Origin of the sequence: Halobacillus karajensis (assembly GCF_900108515.1) — a bacterium.
GTDB classification, from domain to species: Bacteria; Bacillota; Bacilli; order Bacillales; family Halobacillaceae; genus Halobacillus; species Halobacillus karajensis.
The window spans coordinates 215,857-233,766 of the sequence record NZ_FNWW01000001.1; the positions used below are offsets into that span (position 1 = coordinate 215,857).

A 17,910-nucleotide genomic window follows, 5' to 3' on the forward strand; every position below is an offset into this window, starting at 1 on the left:
CACGACGAGTTTTCTCCTTGCTCTTCTATGATTTTTTGTAGTATTTCCGCTGTGGACGGCCGACTTTTCCGTAGTTCATTTCTGCCTTACCTTTTTGAATACTGATCAAATATTCCAAATAGCGGCGGGCGGTTGTTTTCGATGCCCCCATCTGTGTACTCGCTTGGTCGGCAGTCAATCCATCATCTTTGGCTTCATCCAACATCGCTTCGACCTTTTCAAGTGTGAGCGGATCAATCCCTTTTGGAACAGCCACCGGAGTCGATCCAGATTTTACCGACGGTTTGATCAATTGATCAATAGCCGCTTGGTCAAAGGTCTCGATGTTGGCCATCTTCTCTTTTCTCTCCATATACCTTTGGATCGTCTCCTGAAATCGATCCAACGTAATTGGCTTAATAATATAGTCAAGGACCCCATATTTCATTGCCTTTTCGACGACTTCTTTTTCTTTGGCTGCCGTAATCATAATGACGTCCACATGGGGAACTTTTTCACGAACTTGATGGAGAAGATTGACACCTAGCTGATCTGGCATATACACATCCAGAAGGAGCAGGTCGGGCTGCGTTTCTTCCAGAAGCCTCATTGTCTCTTCTGCATTTAATGCTTTTCCGACCATGTCCACACCTTCCATCATTCGCAAAAACTGTGCGTGCAGCTCGGCTACTCTGAAATCATCCTCGCTGATCATCACCTTCATCGGCTTCCCCCCCTTGTGTTTTTTGGTAAAAAGATAGAGAAGACGGCACCGCCTTTCTCTCCATTGGTCACTTCCATCATACCGGATCGACGTTCAATAACTTCTCTAACGTTTGCTAACCCGTAGCCCCTCAACTCACCCTTTTTCGTTGAGAAGCCTCTCATAAACAGCCTTTGGTAAACATCATCCGGGATTCCAGGGCCATTATCTGTCACTTCAAAAACGATATCCTCTCCCATATCTGTAACAAAGAAATCAACCTTTTTCACATTCTGCTGAGAAACAGCTTCAAAAGCATTGTCTATGATATTTCCTAACATCGTCACAATGTCAGCACGGTTGATGTGATCCGGCATACGCTCCAATTCGGATTCTTCATGTATCGAAAAGTTAATTTTCTTTTCCGAAGCCCGGCTCATTTTTCCAGTAAGGATAGCCTGGACAGTTTCATCCTGGATTTGATCAAAAATGACCGTCTGATATTTCTGTGACATATGATATTCTTCCTCAATCATCGCCACTGCTTCCTCTTGCTTTCCCAGCTGGAGGAGTCCGAGCAGGACGTACATTTTATTTGCATGTTCATGCGTCTGGGAGCGCAGTCCTTCCGAGTGTCGTTTCACTTCAGACAAGGCCTGGACCATATCCCTTACTTCCGTCTTATCACGGAAACTGGATACAACCCCAGCTACCTTCCCGTCATGGGTGATAGGCGTACGATTAACAATGACCACTTTATCGCGTAAGATCATCTCATCATCTCTTGTCGGCACACCTGTCTTCAGCACCTTCAACATTTCCGTATTCGGAAACACCTCTGTAATAAGACGCCCGACAGCTCCACCCGATAAATTCAGAAGGTCTATCGCCGACTGATTGATCATCGTCACCTTCCCCTGTGCATCTATGGAGATGATCCCTTCCTTAATGGAAGAAAGAATCGCCTCTCGTGTCTGATAAAAAGATGTGATTTCGTGTGGCTCAAGACCAAGCGTATCTTTACGAATACTTCGGGCCAATAAAAGGCTTCCGATTGCGCCTACGACTAACACGAGGACAGCCACACCAAAAACATTCTCAAGCTTATTCCATACGATCGTTCGGACATCCTCCAAAAGGAATCCGACGGAAACGATACCAATTATTTCTCCATCCTCACCGATGATCGGGGCTTTTCCTCTTAACGAAGGACCAAGAGTTCCTTCGGCTTTTGATATGTAATATTCCCCATTATTCAAGGCACGCTCATTATCTCCCCCGACCATTCGCCTGCCTATTTTCCACTCATCAGGGTGGGCATAACGAATACTATGTTTATTCCCGACCACAATGAACTCCGCCCCTGATTCCCGTTGTACACTTAATGCAATCGGTTGAATGATTTCAGAGGGATTCTCTCTGTCAAAAGCTTCTTTTATTGTCGGCATAAAAGAGACCGTACTCGCGACCTGGAGCGCCAGCTGCCCTACCTGGTCTTCTACATCCCTTTTCTCCATATAGGCAAAAACCCCGGCCAACAGCCCGATGACTATGATTAATAAAGAAAGAATCAGTCCCATGATTTTCGTGCGCAGCGAAACCTTCACTTTCATCTCCACCTATGAAAACGTTATCTTCCTCTATCGTAACACATGACTTAATTTGATAGATATCTATAGTCAGAATTTTGTCTCATTTTATCATTTTATAGAATTTTAAGCTATGTGAACAGAAATAAAGAAAATTCTTTAATATTCATTCAAAAAAACCCTAACATCAGTGAAAATAAACACTAAAAACGAACAATAACACAAAAAATAAGATAAATGTTCGAAAAAAAGGTTGTCATTGTCCACTATCCTCTGCTATAGTAATCATGTCATCCAATTACATCCTACTCGTATATTCTCAGTAATAAGGTCTGAGCGTTTCTACCTGGTTCCCATTGAAAGAACTAGACTACGAGTTAAAGCATATCGCTGTACGCAGCTGCAGTATTCTTAAGCATACCCATTTATGCAAACCATGCTTTAACTTTAGGTCTGGAAGGTAGAAACTCTACTTTCCAGACCTCTTTTATTTCTGAATGATGAGAAGGGATGCGATGGCCAAACAAACACGAAGGAGAGTCACGCATGAAAGACATCTTTACAGCACGCACCCTTACACTTGCACTTGCACTCTTATCTATTCTTTTCTTGTTCCTGCTTGCCGGGTGTCAAACCTCTACGAAAAGTGGGGCCCTCACTGCAGACGAAAAGGATGCACAACCCATCCTCGTTCAAGGACCCATGCCAATTGAAGCTCAAAACTTTGCAGAAAAACTAGAGAATGTGGAAGAAGAGAAATCCGGGAATTTCGTCTTTTATAAAGGAACGGTGAACGATTATCCGGTCATCGTAATGAAAACAGGCAAAGGTATGGAAAACACAGCAGCGGCAACAGCCCTTGCCATTGAAAAATTCGATCCTCTTGCTATTATTAATCAAGGAACCTCTGGTGGGCACGACCCTGATTTACATGTTTTTGATATCGTTCTTGGAAAAAGAACCGTCAACATCGGATCACTGAAAACAGGGAGCCTAGAAGATGGCGAAGGGATCGCTCCAAAAGAATGGATTCCGATGGACTTGATGGCATCCGAAGGAAGTGCTGGCGAGGACCTGGACGCTGAGAATATCCGTTATTTTGAAGGGGATAAAGAGTTGCTGGCTGCAGCGAAGTCCGTTAAGAATACCCATGAGAAAGGAAAAGTTGTGGAAGGTACGATTGGTTCCGCCGATGTATGGAATAACGAAGTTGACCGCATCCAATGGTTCCATGAGAACTTCGGAACATCTGTGGAAGAGATGGAAGGAGCTGCGGGGGCACAAATCGCGAAAGCCTATGAGGTTCCTTATCTAGGGATCCGCATTTTATCTAACAACAAAACGAATGATGGAGAATATAACCCTGATACGGCTGAGACAAATCAGGAATATGTTTATGAAGTCGTGAAAAAATATATCGCTTCGAAAGCGAAGTAACGGAAAGCACCAAGATGATCAGCCTCATTTTTCTATCATCCAAGGTGGATCCAAAAAGTCGGATGTCCTTTTAAGGGAGCATCCGACTTTCTTATTGGATATCCTCACCTTAAGCTTACCAGAGGGGAGCATGGTCCTTTACTTGGCTTAATTTAAGAAGTTCAAAGCTGCCTGTCTATAAATCTCCGTTGTTTCTGCTAGTTCCTCTATATCCACATACTCATCAATCTGGTGAGGAACTTCTCGGTCTCCCGCACCAATGGTTACGATCGGCACACCGGCTACATGAAGAAAAGTTCCATCCGTAGCCCCTGGCACGCCGTTGTATATCGGATCTTTAACTAAAACACTTTGAACCGCTTCTGCCACAGCTTCCACAACGGGTTCCTCTTTATCCGTTGATGTCCATGGGCGATCTTCGATTACATCAAAGTCAGCCTTAAATTCCGGATCATCTTGGGCAAGTCGGGCAAAAATATGATGGATCTCTTCTTGTAATCTATCATGATCCTGACCTGGAACTGTACGAATATCAAGTGTTGTCATACATTGCTCAGGAATCACATTGATTTGTGCATCCCCTTTCGCAGGTGCCTGTAATATAGTAGGAGTGATGCTCGGCCAACCGAGAGTCGGATGTTTTCCTAACCGTTCTTGTTCCCGTTTCTCTAGCTTCTCCAATTCGACAATAACTTTAGCCATCCTGAGATTCGGGTTGATTCCACTCCATGAAATAGCCCCGTGAGCCATCTTCCCGTAAGTCTTCAAAACGAGACGCATGGCTCCGCGTTGGGCTATACATACCTGGTTTTCTTCGGGTTCGCAGATGATGGCTCCATCGGCTTGATCCGCCCACCCTTGTTTAATAAAATGTTTGATACCGATCATCATGCCTTCTTCATCACATGGAATGCAGAGGATAATTTTCCCACTCCATTCTTCTTTATCCTCTAAAAGAGATTGGACCGCCGTAATCATACAGGCTAAATTGCCTTTGGTATCATTGGTTCCCCGGCCATACATCAGCCCATCAACGATTTCTGCCCCAAAAGGGTCATACTTCCACGAATGAGAATCTCCTTCTGTCACTACATCCGTATGACCTTCAAATATAAGGGTCTTCCCTGGTTTTCCAGAATCAATAACTCCAATGACATTAGGGCGGCCAGCTTCCACCTCTTCAATATGGACCTCAATACCAAGCTTACTTAAATGTTCAGCCACAAAGGCTGCACATTTTTTTTCATTCCCGCCTTCTTCACCTGGACGGTAAACACTTGGGATGCGTACTAACGATTGAGTCAGTGCTATAACTCTTTCTCGATCTCGGGTAGACCTTGTTTCTATTCTTGTGTGCATTTGGTTAAACGCTCCTTTCTATTTTCTCTTGGTTCATAGAACTTTGAATGACGAAAGATTTCGTTAAGAGACTTACGATTACAAAAGCGATAAGCGATAGAAGGATAGGAAGAACAACGTTATGCAGGCCGAATAAGTTGGGGAAAAATTGATCCACAATGATGTAAGAAGCAATCCCTACGACCATTGAGGATAACGCTCCATATTTGTTACCTGCCTCCCAATACAATCCAAGAACGACGGGCCATATAAATGTCGCTTCAAGCCCTCCAAATGCAAACAAGTTGAGCCAGATCAATAAATCAGGGGGACTCAACGCCATTAAGAAAACAAGAATTCCCAGAATCGCGGTTACACCGAAGCTCATCTGCTTCACCCTGGTATTGGATGCATCCGGTTTGATATAATTTAAATAGACATCTTTAACGACAGCGGAACTTACAATCAAAAGCAAGGAGTCAACCGTGGACATAATCGCAGCCATCGGGGCAGCCAGTACAATCCCTGCCAGCCATGGAGGCAGTACTTCTTGAGCAATTAGCGGCATAACTTTATCTCCGACCTCAATTCCTGGAAGAATCGGCCGTGCGAATACACCAATCAAGTGCATATTCAACATAATAAATCCGACAACAACCGTCCCGATAATGAGAGCCCTGTGCATAGAACGTGAGCTTTTATAGGACATAGCCCGGACAGTTACTTGAGGCAGACCAACGACGGCCACACCGACTAGAATCCAGAATGAAGATACATAAGTAGGGCTCAAACTTCCTTCCGCACCATATGGAGTGACTAAATTAGGGTTCTCGGCTGTTAGATCCGCCATGATGTTTCCGATTCCCCCACCGGCAGCAATCGTAGCAATTAACAAAATAAGCGTCCCGCCAAACATAACCACACCTTGTACCGTATCGGTCAGCGCAACAGCTCTGAATCCACCAATAATGACATAGACGAGGACAGACACAGCAAAGATAAATAGGGCAGTCGTATAATTAAGTCCTGTCAGTGATTCGATCAATCTTGCTCCGCCCACCCATTGAGCTGCCATCGCAGCAAAAAGGAAAATAATAATGCTGAAAGCAGCAGTCAGCACTACCCATTTGCTTTGGTAACGACCTTTCAAATAATCAATAAGTGTAACAGCCTTATATCTTCGTGCCATTATCGCAAACTTCTTACCAAGAATCATCAGTACAAAATATCCCGTGGCCACTTGGGACATCGAAAGAAGCACCCAACCGAATCCTTCTGTATAAGCCACTCCTGGTCCACCGATAAAACTACTTGCACTTCCATAAGTAGCAATCATCGTCATCGCGAGAATAAATCCCCCCAGCTGACGCCCTCCAAGGAAATATTCTTGGAGAAAGGACTCTTCTGCTGTATTTTTCAATGATCGGCTCGACCAAAAGCCAATGACGAAGATGATGACAAGGAAAATGAGTAAGGATATAACAACAGCGGTATTCATGACTTCTCTCCCTCCTCATCATCAAGCGGAACTTCCACAAACCATACTTTCACCACAATGATGACAAGTAAAGCCATCACGATAAATCCTATGACACTGCTGTAAAAGAACCATGCTGGCAAACCAAAGACATACGTATAAGTTTCAGGGGATTGACCACCAAGTCCGTAAGCGAAAGCAAACCACCAAACAAAGTTAAAAATAGCGAGAGCTAGGCCTATTAATGCTTCCCGGTTGGCAATTTTAAACCGATCATCCTGTTTACTCTTTTGTTCTTTTTTCAACTCCCCATCTCCTTTTTAATAAGCTCTGAGCAATTCAGAGTTTTGGACGATTTGAAATCAAGACTCTCTCATCTCTGGGTAAATGAAAAAACAGAGCTCACATTTTTAAGGCAACATTCTTCAATGTGGTGTAATTTCTTAGCGCTTCAAGACCTTTTTCCCTTCCAAAACCACTTTTTTTGTAGCCGCCAAAAGGCATTTGAATGCCGCCCCCAGCTCCATAATTGTTAATAAATACTTGGCCAGACCTGATTTTTTTCGCTACACGATGAGCGCGTCCAACATTCTCTGTCCAGACTCCTGTGACTAATCCATAAGGCGTATCATTGGCTAACTTAATCGCTTCCTCTTCATTCTGGAAGGAAAATACACTAAGAACTGGTCCGAAAATTTCTTCTTGAGCTACCTGGCTGTGTGGATCAAGCTGATCAATCATCGTGGGTTGGAGGAAATAACCTGCTTCACAGCCCTCCACTAGAGCGCGTTCTCCACCCGTTAAAAAGATGGCCTGTTCTTTCCGGGCTACATTCAAAAATGTCTCAATCCTTTCAAACTGCTTACGCGATAAGACAGGTCCAAGATCTGGGTCCTCTAATCCATGACCGATCTTCAATGAAAGCATGCGACTCTTCACTTTATCTATAAATATTTCTTTTACATCCTCTTCTACAAGCAGCCTGGAACCTGCCGAACACGTTTGTCCCGCATTTTGAATCACAGATTTAACCACCCAATCGGCAGCATGATCCAAGATGCTGTCCTTGAATACAATGTTTGGAGACTTACCCCCAAGCTCCAATGTGATGGGAATAACATTCTTTGAAGCAGCTTCCATTACCGCCATACCAGTCTGAACGGACCCAGTGAATGTGATGTGATTCACATCTGGATGGTGAACCAACGCATCACCTGCTTCTCTTCCATAACCTGTCACAACGTTGAATACGCCTTTAGGAAGTGATGTTTCTTCCATGAGTTCAGCTAATTTCAGACCCGTTAAGGGGGTATCTTCCGCAGGTTTCACTACCACCGTATTCCCTGTCGCAATAGCCGCCGCAGTACTTCTTGAGGTAATTTGAATGGGATAATTCCATGGGATAATATGAGCGGTTACACCTACAGGTTCTCTGACAGTATAATCCAAAATATTCGCTTGGATAGGAATCGTTTCACCCAAAATTTTGTCAGCCATTCCTGCGTAGTATTCAAAATATCTTGCTGCTGCTTCGGCATCGTTTCTTCCTTGAGAAATCGGCTTTCCTGTATCCATTGTTTCGAGTTTTGCTATTTCTTCAGCATCCCTTCTTATCTTTGAAGCCACTTCATTCAGGACCCTCCCCCTCTCATCAGGAGGGAATGCCTGCCATTCTTCTGACTCAAAGGTATCCCGTGCCATTCCAACTGCCTGTTCCACATCTTCTTTCCTTCCACGTGGTACTTCAGCAATTACTTCTTGATTCGCAGGGTTCCTGATTGGAAGCCCCTCATTCGTTTCACTTTCTCTCCACTCGCCACCGATATACATCCGCTTCATACCTTCACCTGCTTTCATTAAAGTCCACGGCCTCCATCCACATTCAATACGCTTCCAGTCACCATTTTCGCTTGATCAGAACTCAAATAAAGGACCGCTTCTGCAATATCTTCCGGCATGACCAACTGACCGAGAGGGACACTCTGCTTAAACGTTTCCTCCTTTACTTTATTGACATCTCCTCCTAGAGGACTGAATTTCCCAAGCATATTCGTATCTGAGGGCCCTGGATTAATGGCATTTACACGGATGTTGAACTCCGCTAATTCAATGGCTAATGCCTTTGTAAAAGAAATCGCACCACCTTTCGAAGTTACATAAGCATTCAGACCAGGGCGTGGGCGCTCAGCTGCAATCGAAGCGATATTTGTAATCGCACCTGATCCTTTCGTTTTCATCACTTTCACCACTTCTTTATTAACCAGAAAAAGCGATGTCATATTGACAGCCATCAACTTGTCCCACTCATCTAAGGTAACTTCTTCAATTGGGGTAGCGGATTGAGCTATTCCCAATGTATTGACTAAAATTGAAATTCTGCCTCCTAGAAAATCGGCTGCCTGCTGTATCGCATTGGTCACTTGCTTTTCATCTGTCAAATTTGCAGGAATAGCTAACAATTGAGATAGATAGTCTTCTTTCCCCACCTCAAGTTCATCCACATGCAGATCAAGCGCCGCTACTTTAGCTCCTTCCTTTAGGAAACGCTCCGTAATGACTTTGCCCATTCCTCCATTAGCACCCGTAACAACAACCGTTTTATTCTTAAAGTTCATACATTCCCTCCTACGTTTGCTTATGAATGTGTTGCACGATTGCATCTCCTGTCTCAAACGTGCGAGCTGTGCCTCCTAAATCAGGGGTTAAAGCCGTCTTTTCATTCACTACATTTTCTATGGCCTTCATAACTATAGAAGCTAAATCTTCTCGACCCAAATGCTCAAGCATTAGAGCAGCAGACCATATTTGAGCGATAGGATTAGCTGTCTGCTTCCCACTAATATCAGGGGCCGACCCATGAATCGGTTCAAACATCGAAGGATAATTCCGTTCAGGATTAAGGTTAGCTGACGGTGAAAGACCAAGCCCCCCAACTAGGGCCGCTCCAAGATCACTCAGGATATCTCCAAATAAATTGGAGGCAACAATGACATCAAACGTTTCCGGACGCTGAACCAAGTGCGCAGCAAGGGCATCAATGTAGGTATCTTCCACTTCGATTTCAGGAAAGGAAGCGGCTACACTTTTCACGGATTCATCCCACAAGTTCATTGAATGAATGATGGCGTTGGATTTCGTCGCATTCACTACTTTTTTGACACCAGTCTTCTCTGCATATTCAAAGGCATATCTGGCCAGTCGCTCTACACCCTTTTTCGTAATAACTGTATTCTGGATAGCTAGTTCATCAGAGGTTCCTTGATATAAACGGCCGCCACTGTTCGAATATTCTCCTTCCGCATTTTCACGATACACATAAAAATCAATCAGCCCTTTAGCATGAATCGGACTTTTCACCCCGGGCAATTGCTTGATTGGACGTAAGTTCACATATTGATGGAAGTTCTTTCTTATCGGCATGATCAACTCCCATATGGGAATATGTTCAGGTACACGTGGATCCCCAACGGCTCCAAAGTAAATCGCATCATAGTTCTCTAAAATAGATAAACCATTTTCCGGCATCATACGGTTATGCTTTAAGTAATACTCGGAGTTCCATTCTAAGGTTGTGCTCTCAAATTGAAAGGAAGAGTCAGCTTCTGAAAGCGCTTGTACAACTTTCATCCCTTCGTTTACCACTTCCGGGCCGATGCCATCACCAGGCAATACGGCTAGATGATAGGTTTTCATTGAACCCTCCTCCAAACGTTATGTAATCAGATATTCCGTAAAAAAAGAAGGAACCAAACTAGGCAGGAGTAATAAGGCTGGATCATCACAAAGTAGAAGAAAAAATCGATGCGTACATCATACATATGATGTATTATGTATAGTATATTATCTGAATTTTTCAAAAAAGTAAATATATTTTAAAGAAAATTCTGATTTATAAAATATTTATTCAGGCAAGGATGATCACATTGAATATCTCATTTAACAGAATCCACTCCAATCAAACGAAAACCATGGGGATTGTATCTATTATCAAAGATCATTTGATAGAAGGGAAATTAAAACCAGGAGATAAATTACCAACAGAAATGGAATTGATCGAGCAGCTTGGGGTAAGCCGAACCCCCGTTCGTGAGGCCATTAAAATCCTCGAATCCATTGGTGTTATCCAAATCAAACGTGGGGAAGGAATGTTCATCACAAATCATTCATCTAAGTTAACAATGAATCCACTCATTTTCAGTTTGATTATGCACAGTCACAATGTGGAACAACTGATCGAATTCCGCCAGCACTTTGAAATGCTGCTCATGAATATGATTATTTCCAAAGAAGAAAAGAATTTAGATCCCATCGAATCTGTATACCTCTCCCAGGTAGAACGGATGAAACCCGAACTTACTCCAGAGGAACTCGTCGACATTGATTTAGAATTCCACTATGCGATTTTGGAAGAAACCAAGAACCCCTTTACCATCGAAATCGGGCGAACTATTTATGAATTGATTCGTCCAAAAATGGTCCATTTTAAAGACCCTGGGGCTATCAACCGAACACTTGCGACACACAAAGAACATCTCGACTTATTAAAAGGGGAAAAAACGTGGGACCCAACTGAAGTGGTAACGAAGATGATAAAAAATAATGAAGAAATGATTAAAGATGAATAGCTCATATCCAATTTTCAAAACAAGAAATCGCCATCGCCATTACCAAATGATCCAATGAAAGAAACCAGTAAAGGGAAGATGGATATGAAGATCAGAGAGGAAAAGGGAACAAATGGGTGGACGCAATACACCCTTTTGGACGATAAAGAAATGTCGGTAAAAGTTTTGAATGACGGAGGAATCATCAAGGAGATTAACGTTCCTGATAACAAAGGGAACATCGAGAATGTCGTCCTTCATTATCAGAAAGACGAGGATGACCGAACGGACATGAATTTTTTCGGTGCCCTGATCGGAAGAGTAGCTGGCCGCATTGCCTGGGTCTACCTTTGCTATCAAAAGAAAGACGTACACGCTCGATGCAAATGATGGCGAAAGTCATATTCACTGTGGTTCGAAGGAGTTTCACACACAGCTATGGGAGACAAAAACATTCCAGGAGAAAACCGACCATCTGATAAATATTTAGGCGTTTGTTTTGAAACGCAAGGATCGCCAGCCTCTCTTCATCATCAAGGGCTTCCTTCCATCACATTAGCAGCGGATACGATCTATTCACAGCAAACCGTCTTCACTTTTCAAAGTGGATCAGCTGCCTAATAAAAAGAACGCCTTCATCCAAATAATGAGGCGTTCTTTTTATTGAGTTACCTGAAGGATTGAAGACGTTCATTCAACGTTTTTGTTTGTCCATATACATCCTGATAAATTTTGAATAACGCTTGATATTGCTCGACTTTTTCCCCGTCTGGCGAGAAAGTCTTTTCAACCGTCAAAAAAGCATCCGCACAATCTTCTAAGGTATCAAACCAGCCACAGCCGTATGCAGCAAGCATAGCGGCTCCTACTCCTGGGCCTTGTTCACTCGAAAGTTTGACGACTTCTGCATTAAAGATATCCGCCTGCATTTGCAGCCAATATTCATTCTTCGTTCCTCCGCCTGTCGAAACAATCGTATCAATCGTTTTGCCATTCTCTCGAAAAATTTCTAGCGATTCATTTAACGAAAAAGTGATCCCTTCCATGATAGCATGGACGAAATCTTTCCTTGTATGAGAGTGATTCATTCCGATAAAACTCCCACGTATATTGGCATCGGCGTGGGGCGTTCTTTCTCCTGAAATATAGGGAGTGAACAATAATCCTCTGGACCCGACAGGAACTTCTTCCACTCCTTGGGCAAAATCGGCAAAGCTCTCTTGTGGTGCATAGACATCTTTAAACCAACGCAGGCTGTCTCCAGCCGCAAGTGTAACGCCCATCGTATAATAGGCCTCAGGTGCCCCATGGTTGAAATAATGGACTTTGCCCTCAAAATCCTTATCTCTGCTGGCCTCATAGGAAAGAAGGACACCCGAAGTTCCAATACTGCACAGCGTCTTTCCATCCGTCAAAATCCCCGAACCAATTGCACCACAGGCATTATCGGCACCACCAGCAAAAACTTTCGTTTGTGTACGAAGCCCCGTTTGATCTGCCGCCTTATTTCCTAAAAAGCCTGTCTGCTCACTGGAGTCGACTAAAGGAGGACAGATGCCAACATCGATCCCCACCGCATCACAAACTTCCTGACTCCATTTATTACCCGATAAATCAAGCAAAAGGGTACCAGCGGCGTCCGAATAATCCATGGCTAATTCATCCGTCAGTCGATACCGTAAATAGTCCTTCGGCAAGACGAACACAGAGGCTTCTTTATAAAGTTCTGGTTCGTTTTCTTTCACCCATAAAACCTTCGGAAGTGTGAACCCCTCCAAAGCAGGATTTTTCGTAATCTCAAGCAGACGCTTTTCTCCTACTTGTTGAATAATATCCCGGCACTGTTTCGTTGTGCGTGTGTCATTCCAAAGAATGGCATTCCTTAATGGTTTGCCCTCCTTATCCAACAGAACAAGCCCATGCATCTGCCCTGAAAAACTAATGGCTTCAATCTCAGAAGAGGAACAAGGTGCTTGCTGGACAAGCTCTTTCAATCCAGCAAGTGTCTCTTCTACCCATACATCCGGGTCCTGTTCACTATATCCATTTTTTTCTTGAATAAGAGGATAGGACTTCGACACTTCTGATGCAATCTCACCATTTTGGTCAACAAGTAACAGTTTTACTGCACTTGTCCCTAAATCAATCCCGATTACATAGTTCATAAATTACTTCTCCTCTGCATACAACGTCAGCAGGTATTGATTAATCTTAGCTTTAATTTTTTCTAAACCTCCTGATTGATTCTCGATCCTATCCAATCCTAACGCATGTTCCTCCAGCTTATGGAAATCTGCTTTTCCTTCCACGATTTCCTTTCCAATTCCTTCACGGAAACTGCTGTATCTTTCAGCTATAAAGTCATCAAGGATACCATCATCCAGCAACTTCTGAGCGACCTTTAAGCCAACAGCAAAACTATCCATTCCAGCAATGTGGGCATGGAATAAATCTTCCGGCGCAAAGGATCCACGGCGCACTTTGGCATCGAAATTCAATCCACCGGAACCTAGTCCGCCATTTTTAATAATCTCATACATAGCTAGAGTTGTAGAATAGAGATCGGAAGGAAATTCATCTGTATCCCAACCTAATAGTGGGTGACCCTGGTTAGCATCAACCGACCCTAACATATTATTGACTCGAGCGTAACGAAGTTCATGTTCAAATGTATGACCAGCTAGTGTCGCATGGTTTGCTTCTATATTGAATTTGAAACGATCAGCCAGATCGTACTTTTGTAAGAAGGCATATCCTGAGGCTACGTCAAAATCATATTGATGTGTGGTTGGCTCTTTCGGCTTCGGTTCAATGAGAAATTGACCATCATAACCAATTTCCTTCGCATAATCAACTCCCATACGGAAGAAGCGTCCCAGGTTATCAAGTTCCAGCTTCATATCTGTATTCAACAGAGTTTCGTAACCTTCACGGCCTCCCCAGAACACATAGTTTTCGGAACCTAACTCTTTCCCAACTTCTAAACCTTTCTTCACTTTAGCCGCCGCATAGGCGAAGACATCTGCATTGTTCGATGATGCGGCCCCATGGACGAATCGAGGATGAGTGAAGTTATTTACCGTATTCCAAAGCAATTTCGTCTTACTGTCTTTCATATACTCTTTGATCATTGCTACAATTGTATCCAAGTTTTGGTTCGACTCTCTTAAATTGCTTCCCTCCGGGGCGATGTCCACATCATGGAAACAGAAATAAGGAACATTCAGTTTTTCAAAAAATTCAAAAGCCGCTTCCACTCTAGCTTTCGCTAAATCCATGCCATCATATTTATCCCATGATCGAAGAGCGGTACCTGTACCGAAAGGGTCAGATAAATCTTCTGTGAATGTGTGCCAGTAAGCTACCCCAAACCGGAGATATTCTTCCATCGTACGTCCGCCTACTTTTTCGTCAGGATTATAGAATTTGAATGCAAATGGATTCGTCGATTGAGGACCTTCATACTTGATTTTGTCTATATTATTAAAATAAGTCATTAAAAAAACCTCCTGATCGTTACGTTTAGATTAAAAATGGATCGAAACGAGAATTGAATCTACGAAACCGCTTTCTTTACTGTACAACCTCCTCCTAGAAAGGGACTTAATATTCTATTTTTCATCCATGTTTAACCAAAGACTACCAAAGAAATCTTTGTTTGTCCAATGGATAAACAAATAAAATTATGCTATACTCTAAAAAATAGTTCTGTTAAACGCACGTTTTATTTCAATCGGTCCCTTGTTCCAACAAAGTGGGAGGTTCGTAGAAACACTCGCTTTCGATTCACCTCCAACCTTCCCCCCATAACGGGATCCCCTCGTTTGACAGAGCCAAAAAATAGAAAGCGATGGGAAAAGAGATGAATAAAAAAAACACATGGAATCAGTACACGATTAAAAATGTCAACAAATCACTAGTCTTAGAAACCATTTTAAACAAATCCCCGATTTCTCGTGCTGATATCGCCAACGAAACCAACTTAAATAAAGGGACCGTTTCCTCACAGGTCACTGAATTATTAGGGGAAGGATTAATCCATGAAAAAGGCCCCGGCGAATCGAAAGGCGGAAGAAGACCTGTTATGCTGCTCTTCAATGAAAAAGCGGGGTATTCCATCGGCATTGATATCGGCGTAAATTACATCCTAGGGATTCGAACAGACCTCGTCGGCAACATTTGTGAAGAGTCAAAGACTTACTTTCATGATCTTTCGTTTGATCACATTAAAGAAAAACTATTTAACGTCATCGACCAACTCATTCAATCAGCCCCGCCAAGTGAATACGGAATTGTTGGAATCGGGATCGGTGTCCCAGGTGCTGTCAACAAAGAAGGTAAAATTCTGCTTGCCCCAAACCTGGGATGGGAAAATGTAGACATCAAGGAAATGATTCACCACCGCTATGCATGTCCAGTCATTATAGAAAATGAAGCGAATGCAGGCGTTTATGGTGAAAAAAACTTTGGTCCCGGGCGTTGGGAAGAGGATATCGTCTATGTAAGTGTTGGAGTCGGGATCGGTGTCGGCTTATTTTTGAATGGGGAACTCTACAGAGGGGCCGACGGTTTTTCAGGAGAGCTCGGCCATATGACCGTCGAAGGGACTGGATACAGGTGCAGATGCGGCAATCAAGGCTGCTGGGAATTATACGCTTCCGAACAGGCATTGGGTTCTTCTTCCCATGTAAATGGAAAGAAGAACCTGGAGGACCCATTAACCCACATGATTGAAAAAGCAGAAAAAGGGGACCAGGATGCGGTGGATACCTTTCATTCCATAGGTACTTACTTAGGTATAGGTCTGACGAACATTATTAATTCATTCAACCCCAAACGGGTCATTATAGGAAATCGAATTACTGCTGCCCAATCATGGATCGAACAGCCCATGATGGAAAAAACAAACCAAAACGCGCTTTGGTTTCATCAGGAATCACTGAAAATCCACTTCTCAGAATTTCACTCCCACTCCTCAGCTTTAGGAATGGCAGCTTTCACATTTGAAAAGTTCCTGAAAGTCAATATTCACGAACATATGATGGTTTAAAAAATTATAGAGGTGATCATTATGACAACCATACAAAATCCGATTCTGACAGGGTTCCATCCTGATCCCAGTATTTGTCGGGCAGGAAAGGATTATTACATCGCAGTATCCACGTTCGAATGGTTCCCTGGTGTCGGAATCTATCATTCTAAAGATTTGAAAAACTGGCGGTTAATCTCTCGTCCATTAAACCGGCTGGAGCAGCTCGACATGCGTGGAAACCCTGATTCTGGTGGAATATGGGCCCCTGCACTATCCTACAATAACGGGAAATTTTGGCTCATCTATACAGATGTAAAAGTCGTCGATGGACAATGGAAAGACTCCCACAATTACCTTGTCACCTGCGATACCATTGATGGAGAATGGTCAAATCCTATTCATTTAAATAGCTCCGGATTTGATCCTTCACTGTTTCATGATGATGATGGACGAAAATACTTAGTGAATATGATGTGGGACCATCGGATCGGTCACCATAACTTTTATGGAATCGTCCTCCAGGAGTATAGTCATGAGAAGAAAAAGCTTATCGGTAAACCTGAAATCATCTTCAAAGGAACAGATGTAAAGCTTACAGAAGCTCCCCACCTTTATAAAATGAACGGCTATTATTATTTATTAACAGCCGAAGGCGGCACGAAGTACGACCACCAAGCTACACTGGCACGTTCCACTAACTTAACTGGTCCTTATGAGGTCCACCCAGATAATCCATTAATTACGACGTGGCCCTACCCGAGAAATCCTCTTCAAAAAGCGGGGCACGCCTCGATGGTCAAAACCCATACAGGTGAATGGTTCCTTGTTCATCTTACGGGGCGGCCGCTTCCTAAAGAAAATGAAGCCCTTCTTGATCCCAGAGGCTATTGTCCGCTAGGTCGGGAAACGGCCATTCAACGATTGGAATGGAAAAATGACTGGCCCTATGTGGTTGACGGAAATCAACCCTCTTTTGAAATCGAAGGACCAGAAGTCCCTGAAGTCAAGTGGGAAGATGATGTGGATAGAAAAGATGATTTCGATGGCTGTGAACTGAACCGTCATTTTCAATCCTTACGAATACCGCTTGATAAGAACATCGCTTCCCTTAGTGAACGTTCAAGTCATTTGCGTCTTTATGGAAAAGAATCTTTGACTTCCACTTTCACACAGGCTTTTGTGGCAAGAAGATGGCAGCATTTTAACTTTAGAGCAGAAACGAAAGTAGATTTCAGACCCGATACATTCCAGCAAGCAGCCGGCCTTATCAATTATTACAATACAAAAAATTGGACAGCCCTCCAAATCACCTGGGATGAAGAACGGAAGACTAGAGTTCTAGATTTAACAATCTGTGATCATTTTTCATTCAGCCAACCTCTGAATAACCAAGTCGTGATCCCGAATGATGTGGACGATGTTTATCTCAGAGTGGATGTGAAAACAAATATCTACACGTACGCTTATTCCTTTGATGGCGAGGCATGGAACAAACTTCCAATCTCCCTCCCGTCCTATAAACTGTCCGATGATTATGTGGAAGGCGGCGGCTTCTTCACAGGCGCGTTTGTAGGAATGCAATGCCAAGACACGTCAGGTCAAAGCCGCCCCGCGGACTTCGATTACTTCCTCTATGAAGCAAAAGAGAATTAAATCAAAAGTTAAGCCCTGGCCGTGTTACCGACCAGGGCTTTTTCTAACTAAAATATGATACAATAATGCATACAAATATAGACAGATAGTCTGGAGGA

The 17,910-nt window shown here is 43.2% G+C and carries 16 protein-coding genes and 1 riboswitch; of the genes, 6 read left to right on the top strand and 10 right to left on the bottom strand.

Going from position 1 to position 17,910, the window contains the following annotated elements:
• Nucleotides 1–25 precede the first annotated feature (25 nt).
• Nucleotides 26–703 carry a response regulator gene (locus BLW54_RS01060; RefSeq protein ID WP_035506254.1) on the bottom strand — a complete coding sequence of 226 codons (678 nt, stop codon included), beginning with the start codon at nucleotides 701–703 and terminating at the stop codon, nucleotides 26–28.
• Nucleotides 700–2,295 (bottom strand): ATP-binding protein, encoded by a 1,596-nt coding sequence (locus BLW54_RS01065; protein WP_074733011.1) that lies wholly within the window; start codon nucleotides 2,293–2,295, stop codon nucleotides 700–702. Before BLW54_RS01065 ends, BLW54_RS01060 begins: the two co-directional genes overlap by 4 nt.
• Before the next feature lie 265 nt (nucleotides 2,296–2,560).
• A riboswitch (purine riboswitch) is annotated at nucleotides 2,561–2,664 on the top strand.
• A gap of 153 nt (nucleotides 2,665–2,817) precedes the next feature.
• On the opposite strand from BLW54_RS01065, the gene BLW54_RS01070 reads away from it, so the two are divergent.
• Nucleotides 2,818–3,708 (top strand): 5'-methylthioadenosine/S-adenosylhomocysteine nucleosidase, encoded by an 891-nt coding sequence (locus BLW54_RS01070; RefSeq protein ID WP_074733012.1) that lies wholly within the window; start codon nucleotides 2,818–2,820, stop codon nucleotides 3,706–3,708.
• A 147-nt stretch (nucleotides 3,709–3,855) separates the two neighbouring features.
• Here the strand turns inward: BLW54_RS01070 and BLW54_RS01075 are convergent, their stop codons facing one another.
• The 6 genes from BLW54_RS01075 to BLW54_RS01100 form a co-directional block, all read right to left on the bottom strand.
• The gene (locus BLW54_RS01075) at nucleotides 3,856–5,067 is read right to left on the bottom strand and encodes a M20 family metallopeptidase (protein ID WP_074733013.1); all 1,212 of its coding nucleotides are present in this window, start codon (nucleotides 5,065–5,067) and stop codon (nucleotides 3,856–3,858) included.
• A gap of 4 nt (nucleotides 5,068–5,071) precedes the next feature.
• Complete coding sequence (gene panF / locus BLW54_RS01080) at nucleotides 5,072–6,544, bottom strand: sodium/pantothenate symporter (RefSeq protein ID WP_035506259.1); 1,473 nt, start codon at nucleotides 6,542–6,544, stop codon at nucleotides 5,072–5,074.
• Complete coding sequence (locus tag BLW54_RS01085) at nucleotides 6,541–6,828, bottom strand: YhdT family protein (protein WP_035506261.1); 288 nt, start codon at nucleotides 6,826–6,828, stop codon at nucleotides 6,541–6,543. Before BLW54_RS01085 ends, panF begins: the two co-directional genes overlap by 4 nt.
• 97 nt (nucleotides 6,829–6,925) lie before the next feature.
• On the bottom strand, nucleotides 6,926–8,380 hold the full coding sequence (locus BLW54_RS01090) for an aldehyde dehydrogenase family protein (RefSeq protein WP_392387184.1): 1,455 nt from the start codon (nucleotides 8,378–8,380) through the stop codon (nucleotides 6,926–6,928).
• The gene (locus BLW54_RS01095; protein WP_074733014.1) at nucleotides 8,380–9,138 is read right to left on the bottom strand and encodes an SDR family NAD(P)-dependent oxidoreductase; all 759 of its coding nucleotides are present in this window, start codon (nucleotides 9,136–9,138) and stop codon (nucleotides 8,380–8,382) included. The genes BLW54_RS01090 and BLW54_RS01095 overlap by 1 nt, the downstream gene beginning before the upstream one ends.
• A 10-nt stretch (nucleotides 9,139–9,148) precedes the next feature.
• Nucleotides 9,149–10,216 carry a tartrate dehydrogenase gene (locus tag BLW54_RS01100; RefSeq protein ID WP_035506264.1) on the bottom strand — a complete coding sequence of 356 codons (1,068 nt, stop codon included), beginning with the start codon at nucleotides 10,214–10,216 and terminating at the stop codon, nucleotides 9,149–9,151.
• Nucleotides 10,217–10,446: 230 nt separating this feature from the next.
• Here BLW54_RS01100 and BLW54_RS01105 point away from each other — a divergent pair, with 230 nt between their 5' ends.
• The 3 genes from BLW54_RS01105 to BLW54_RS01115 all read left to right on the top strand — a co-directional run bounded on the left by BLW54_RS01105 (nucleotide 10,447) and on the right by BLW54_RS01115 (nucleotide 11,748).
• A complete protein-coding gene (locus tag BLW54_RS01105) occupies nucleotides 10,447–11,148 on the top strand; it encodes a FadR/GntR family transcriptional regulator (protein WP_035506266.1) in 702 nt (233 codons plus the stop codon).
• Nucleotides 11,149–11,232: 84 nt separating this feature from the next.
• Nucleotides 11,233–11,517, top strand: coding sequence for an aldose epimerase family protein (locus BLW54_RS01110; RefSeq protein WP_074733015.1), 285 nt, complete (start codon nucleotides 11,233–11,235; stop codon nucleotides 11,515–11,517).
• 48 nt (nucleotides 11,518–11,565) lie between these two features.
• Complete coding sequence (locus BLW54_RS01115) at nucleotides 11,566–11,748, top strand: hypothetical protein (protein WP_051744020.1); 183 nt, start codon at nucleotides 11,566–11,568, stop codon at nucleotides 11,746–11,748.
• A gap of 47 nt (nucleotides 11,749–11,795) precedes the next feature.
• On the opposite strand, the gene xylB is transcribed toward BLW54_RS01115, so the two are convergent.
• Together xylB and xylA are read right to left on the bottom strand one after the other, a co-directional pair.
• Entirely contained in the window at nucleotides 11,796–13,292 is a 1,497-nt protein-coding gene (gene xylB, locus BLW54_RS01120; protein WP_035506267.1) for a xylulokinase, read from the bottom strand.
• A gap of 3 nt (nucleotides 13,293–13,295) precedes the next feature.
• Complete coding sequence (xylA, locus tag BLW54_RS01125) at nucleotides 13,296–14,624, bottom strand: xylose isomerase (RefSeq protein WP_074733016.1); 1,329 nt, start codon at nucleotides 14,622–14,624, stop codon at nucleotides 13,296–13,298.
• Between the two features lie 365 nt (nucleotides 14,625–14,989).
• Between xylA and BLW54_RS01130 the strand changes: the two genes are divergently transcribed.
• Both BLW54_RS01130 and BLW54_RS01135 read left to right on the top strand, forming a co-directional pair.
• Nucleotides 14,990–16,177 (top strand): ROK family transcriptional regulator, encoded by a 1,188-nt coding sequence (locus BLW54_RS01130; protein WP_035507621.1) that lies wholly within the window; start codon nucleotides 14,990–14,992, stop codon nucleotides 16,175–16,177.
• A gap of 21 nt (nucleotides 16,178–16,198) precedes the next feature.
• Entirely contained in the window at nucleotides 16,199–17,812 is a 1,614-nt protein-coding gene (locus tag BLW54_RS01135) for a glycoside hydrolase family 43 protein (RefSeq protein ID WP_035506270.1), read from the top strand.
• Nucleotides 17,813–17,910: the final 98 nt, after the last annotated feature.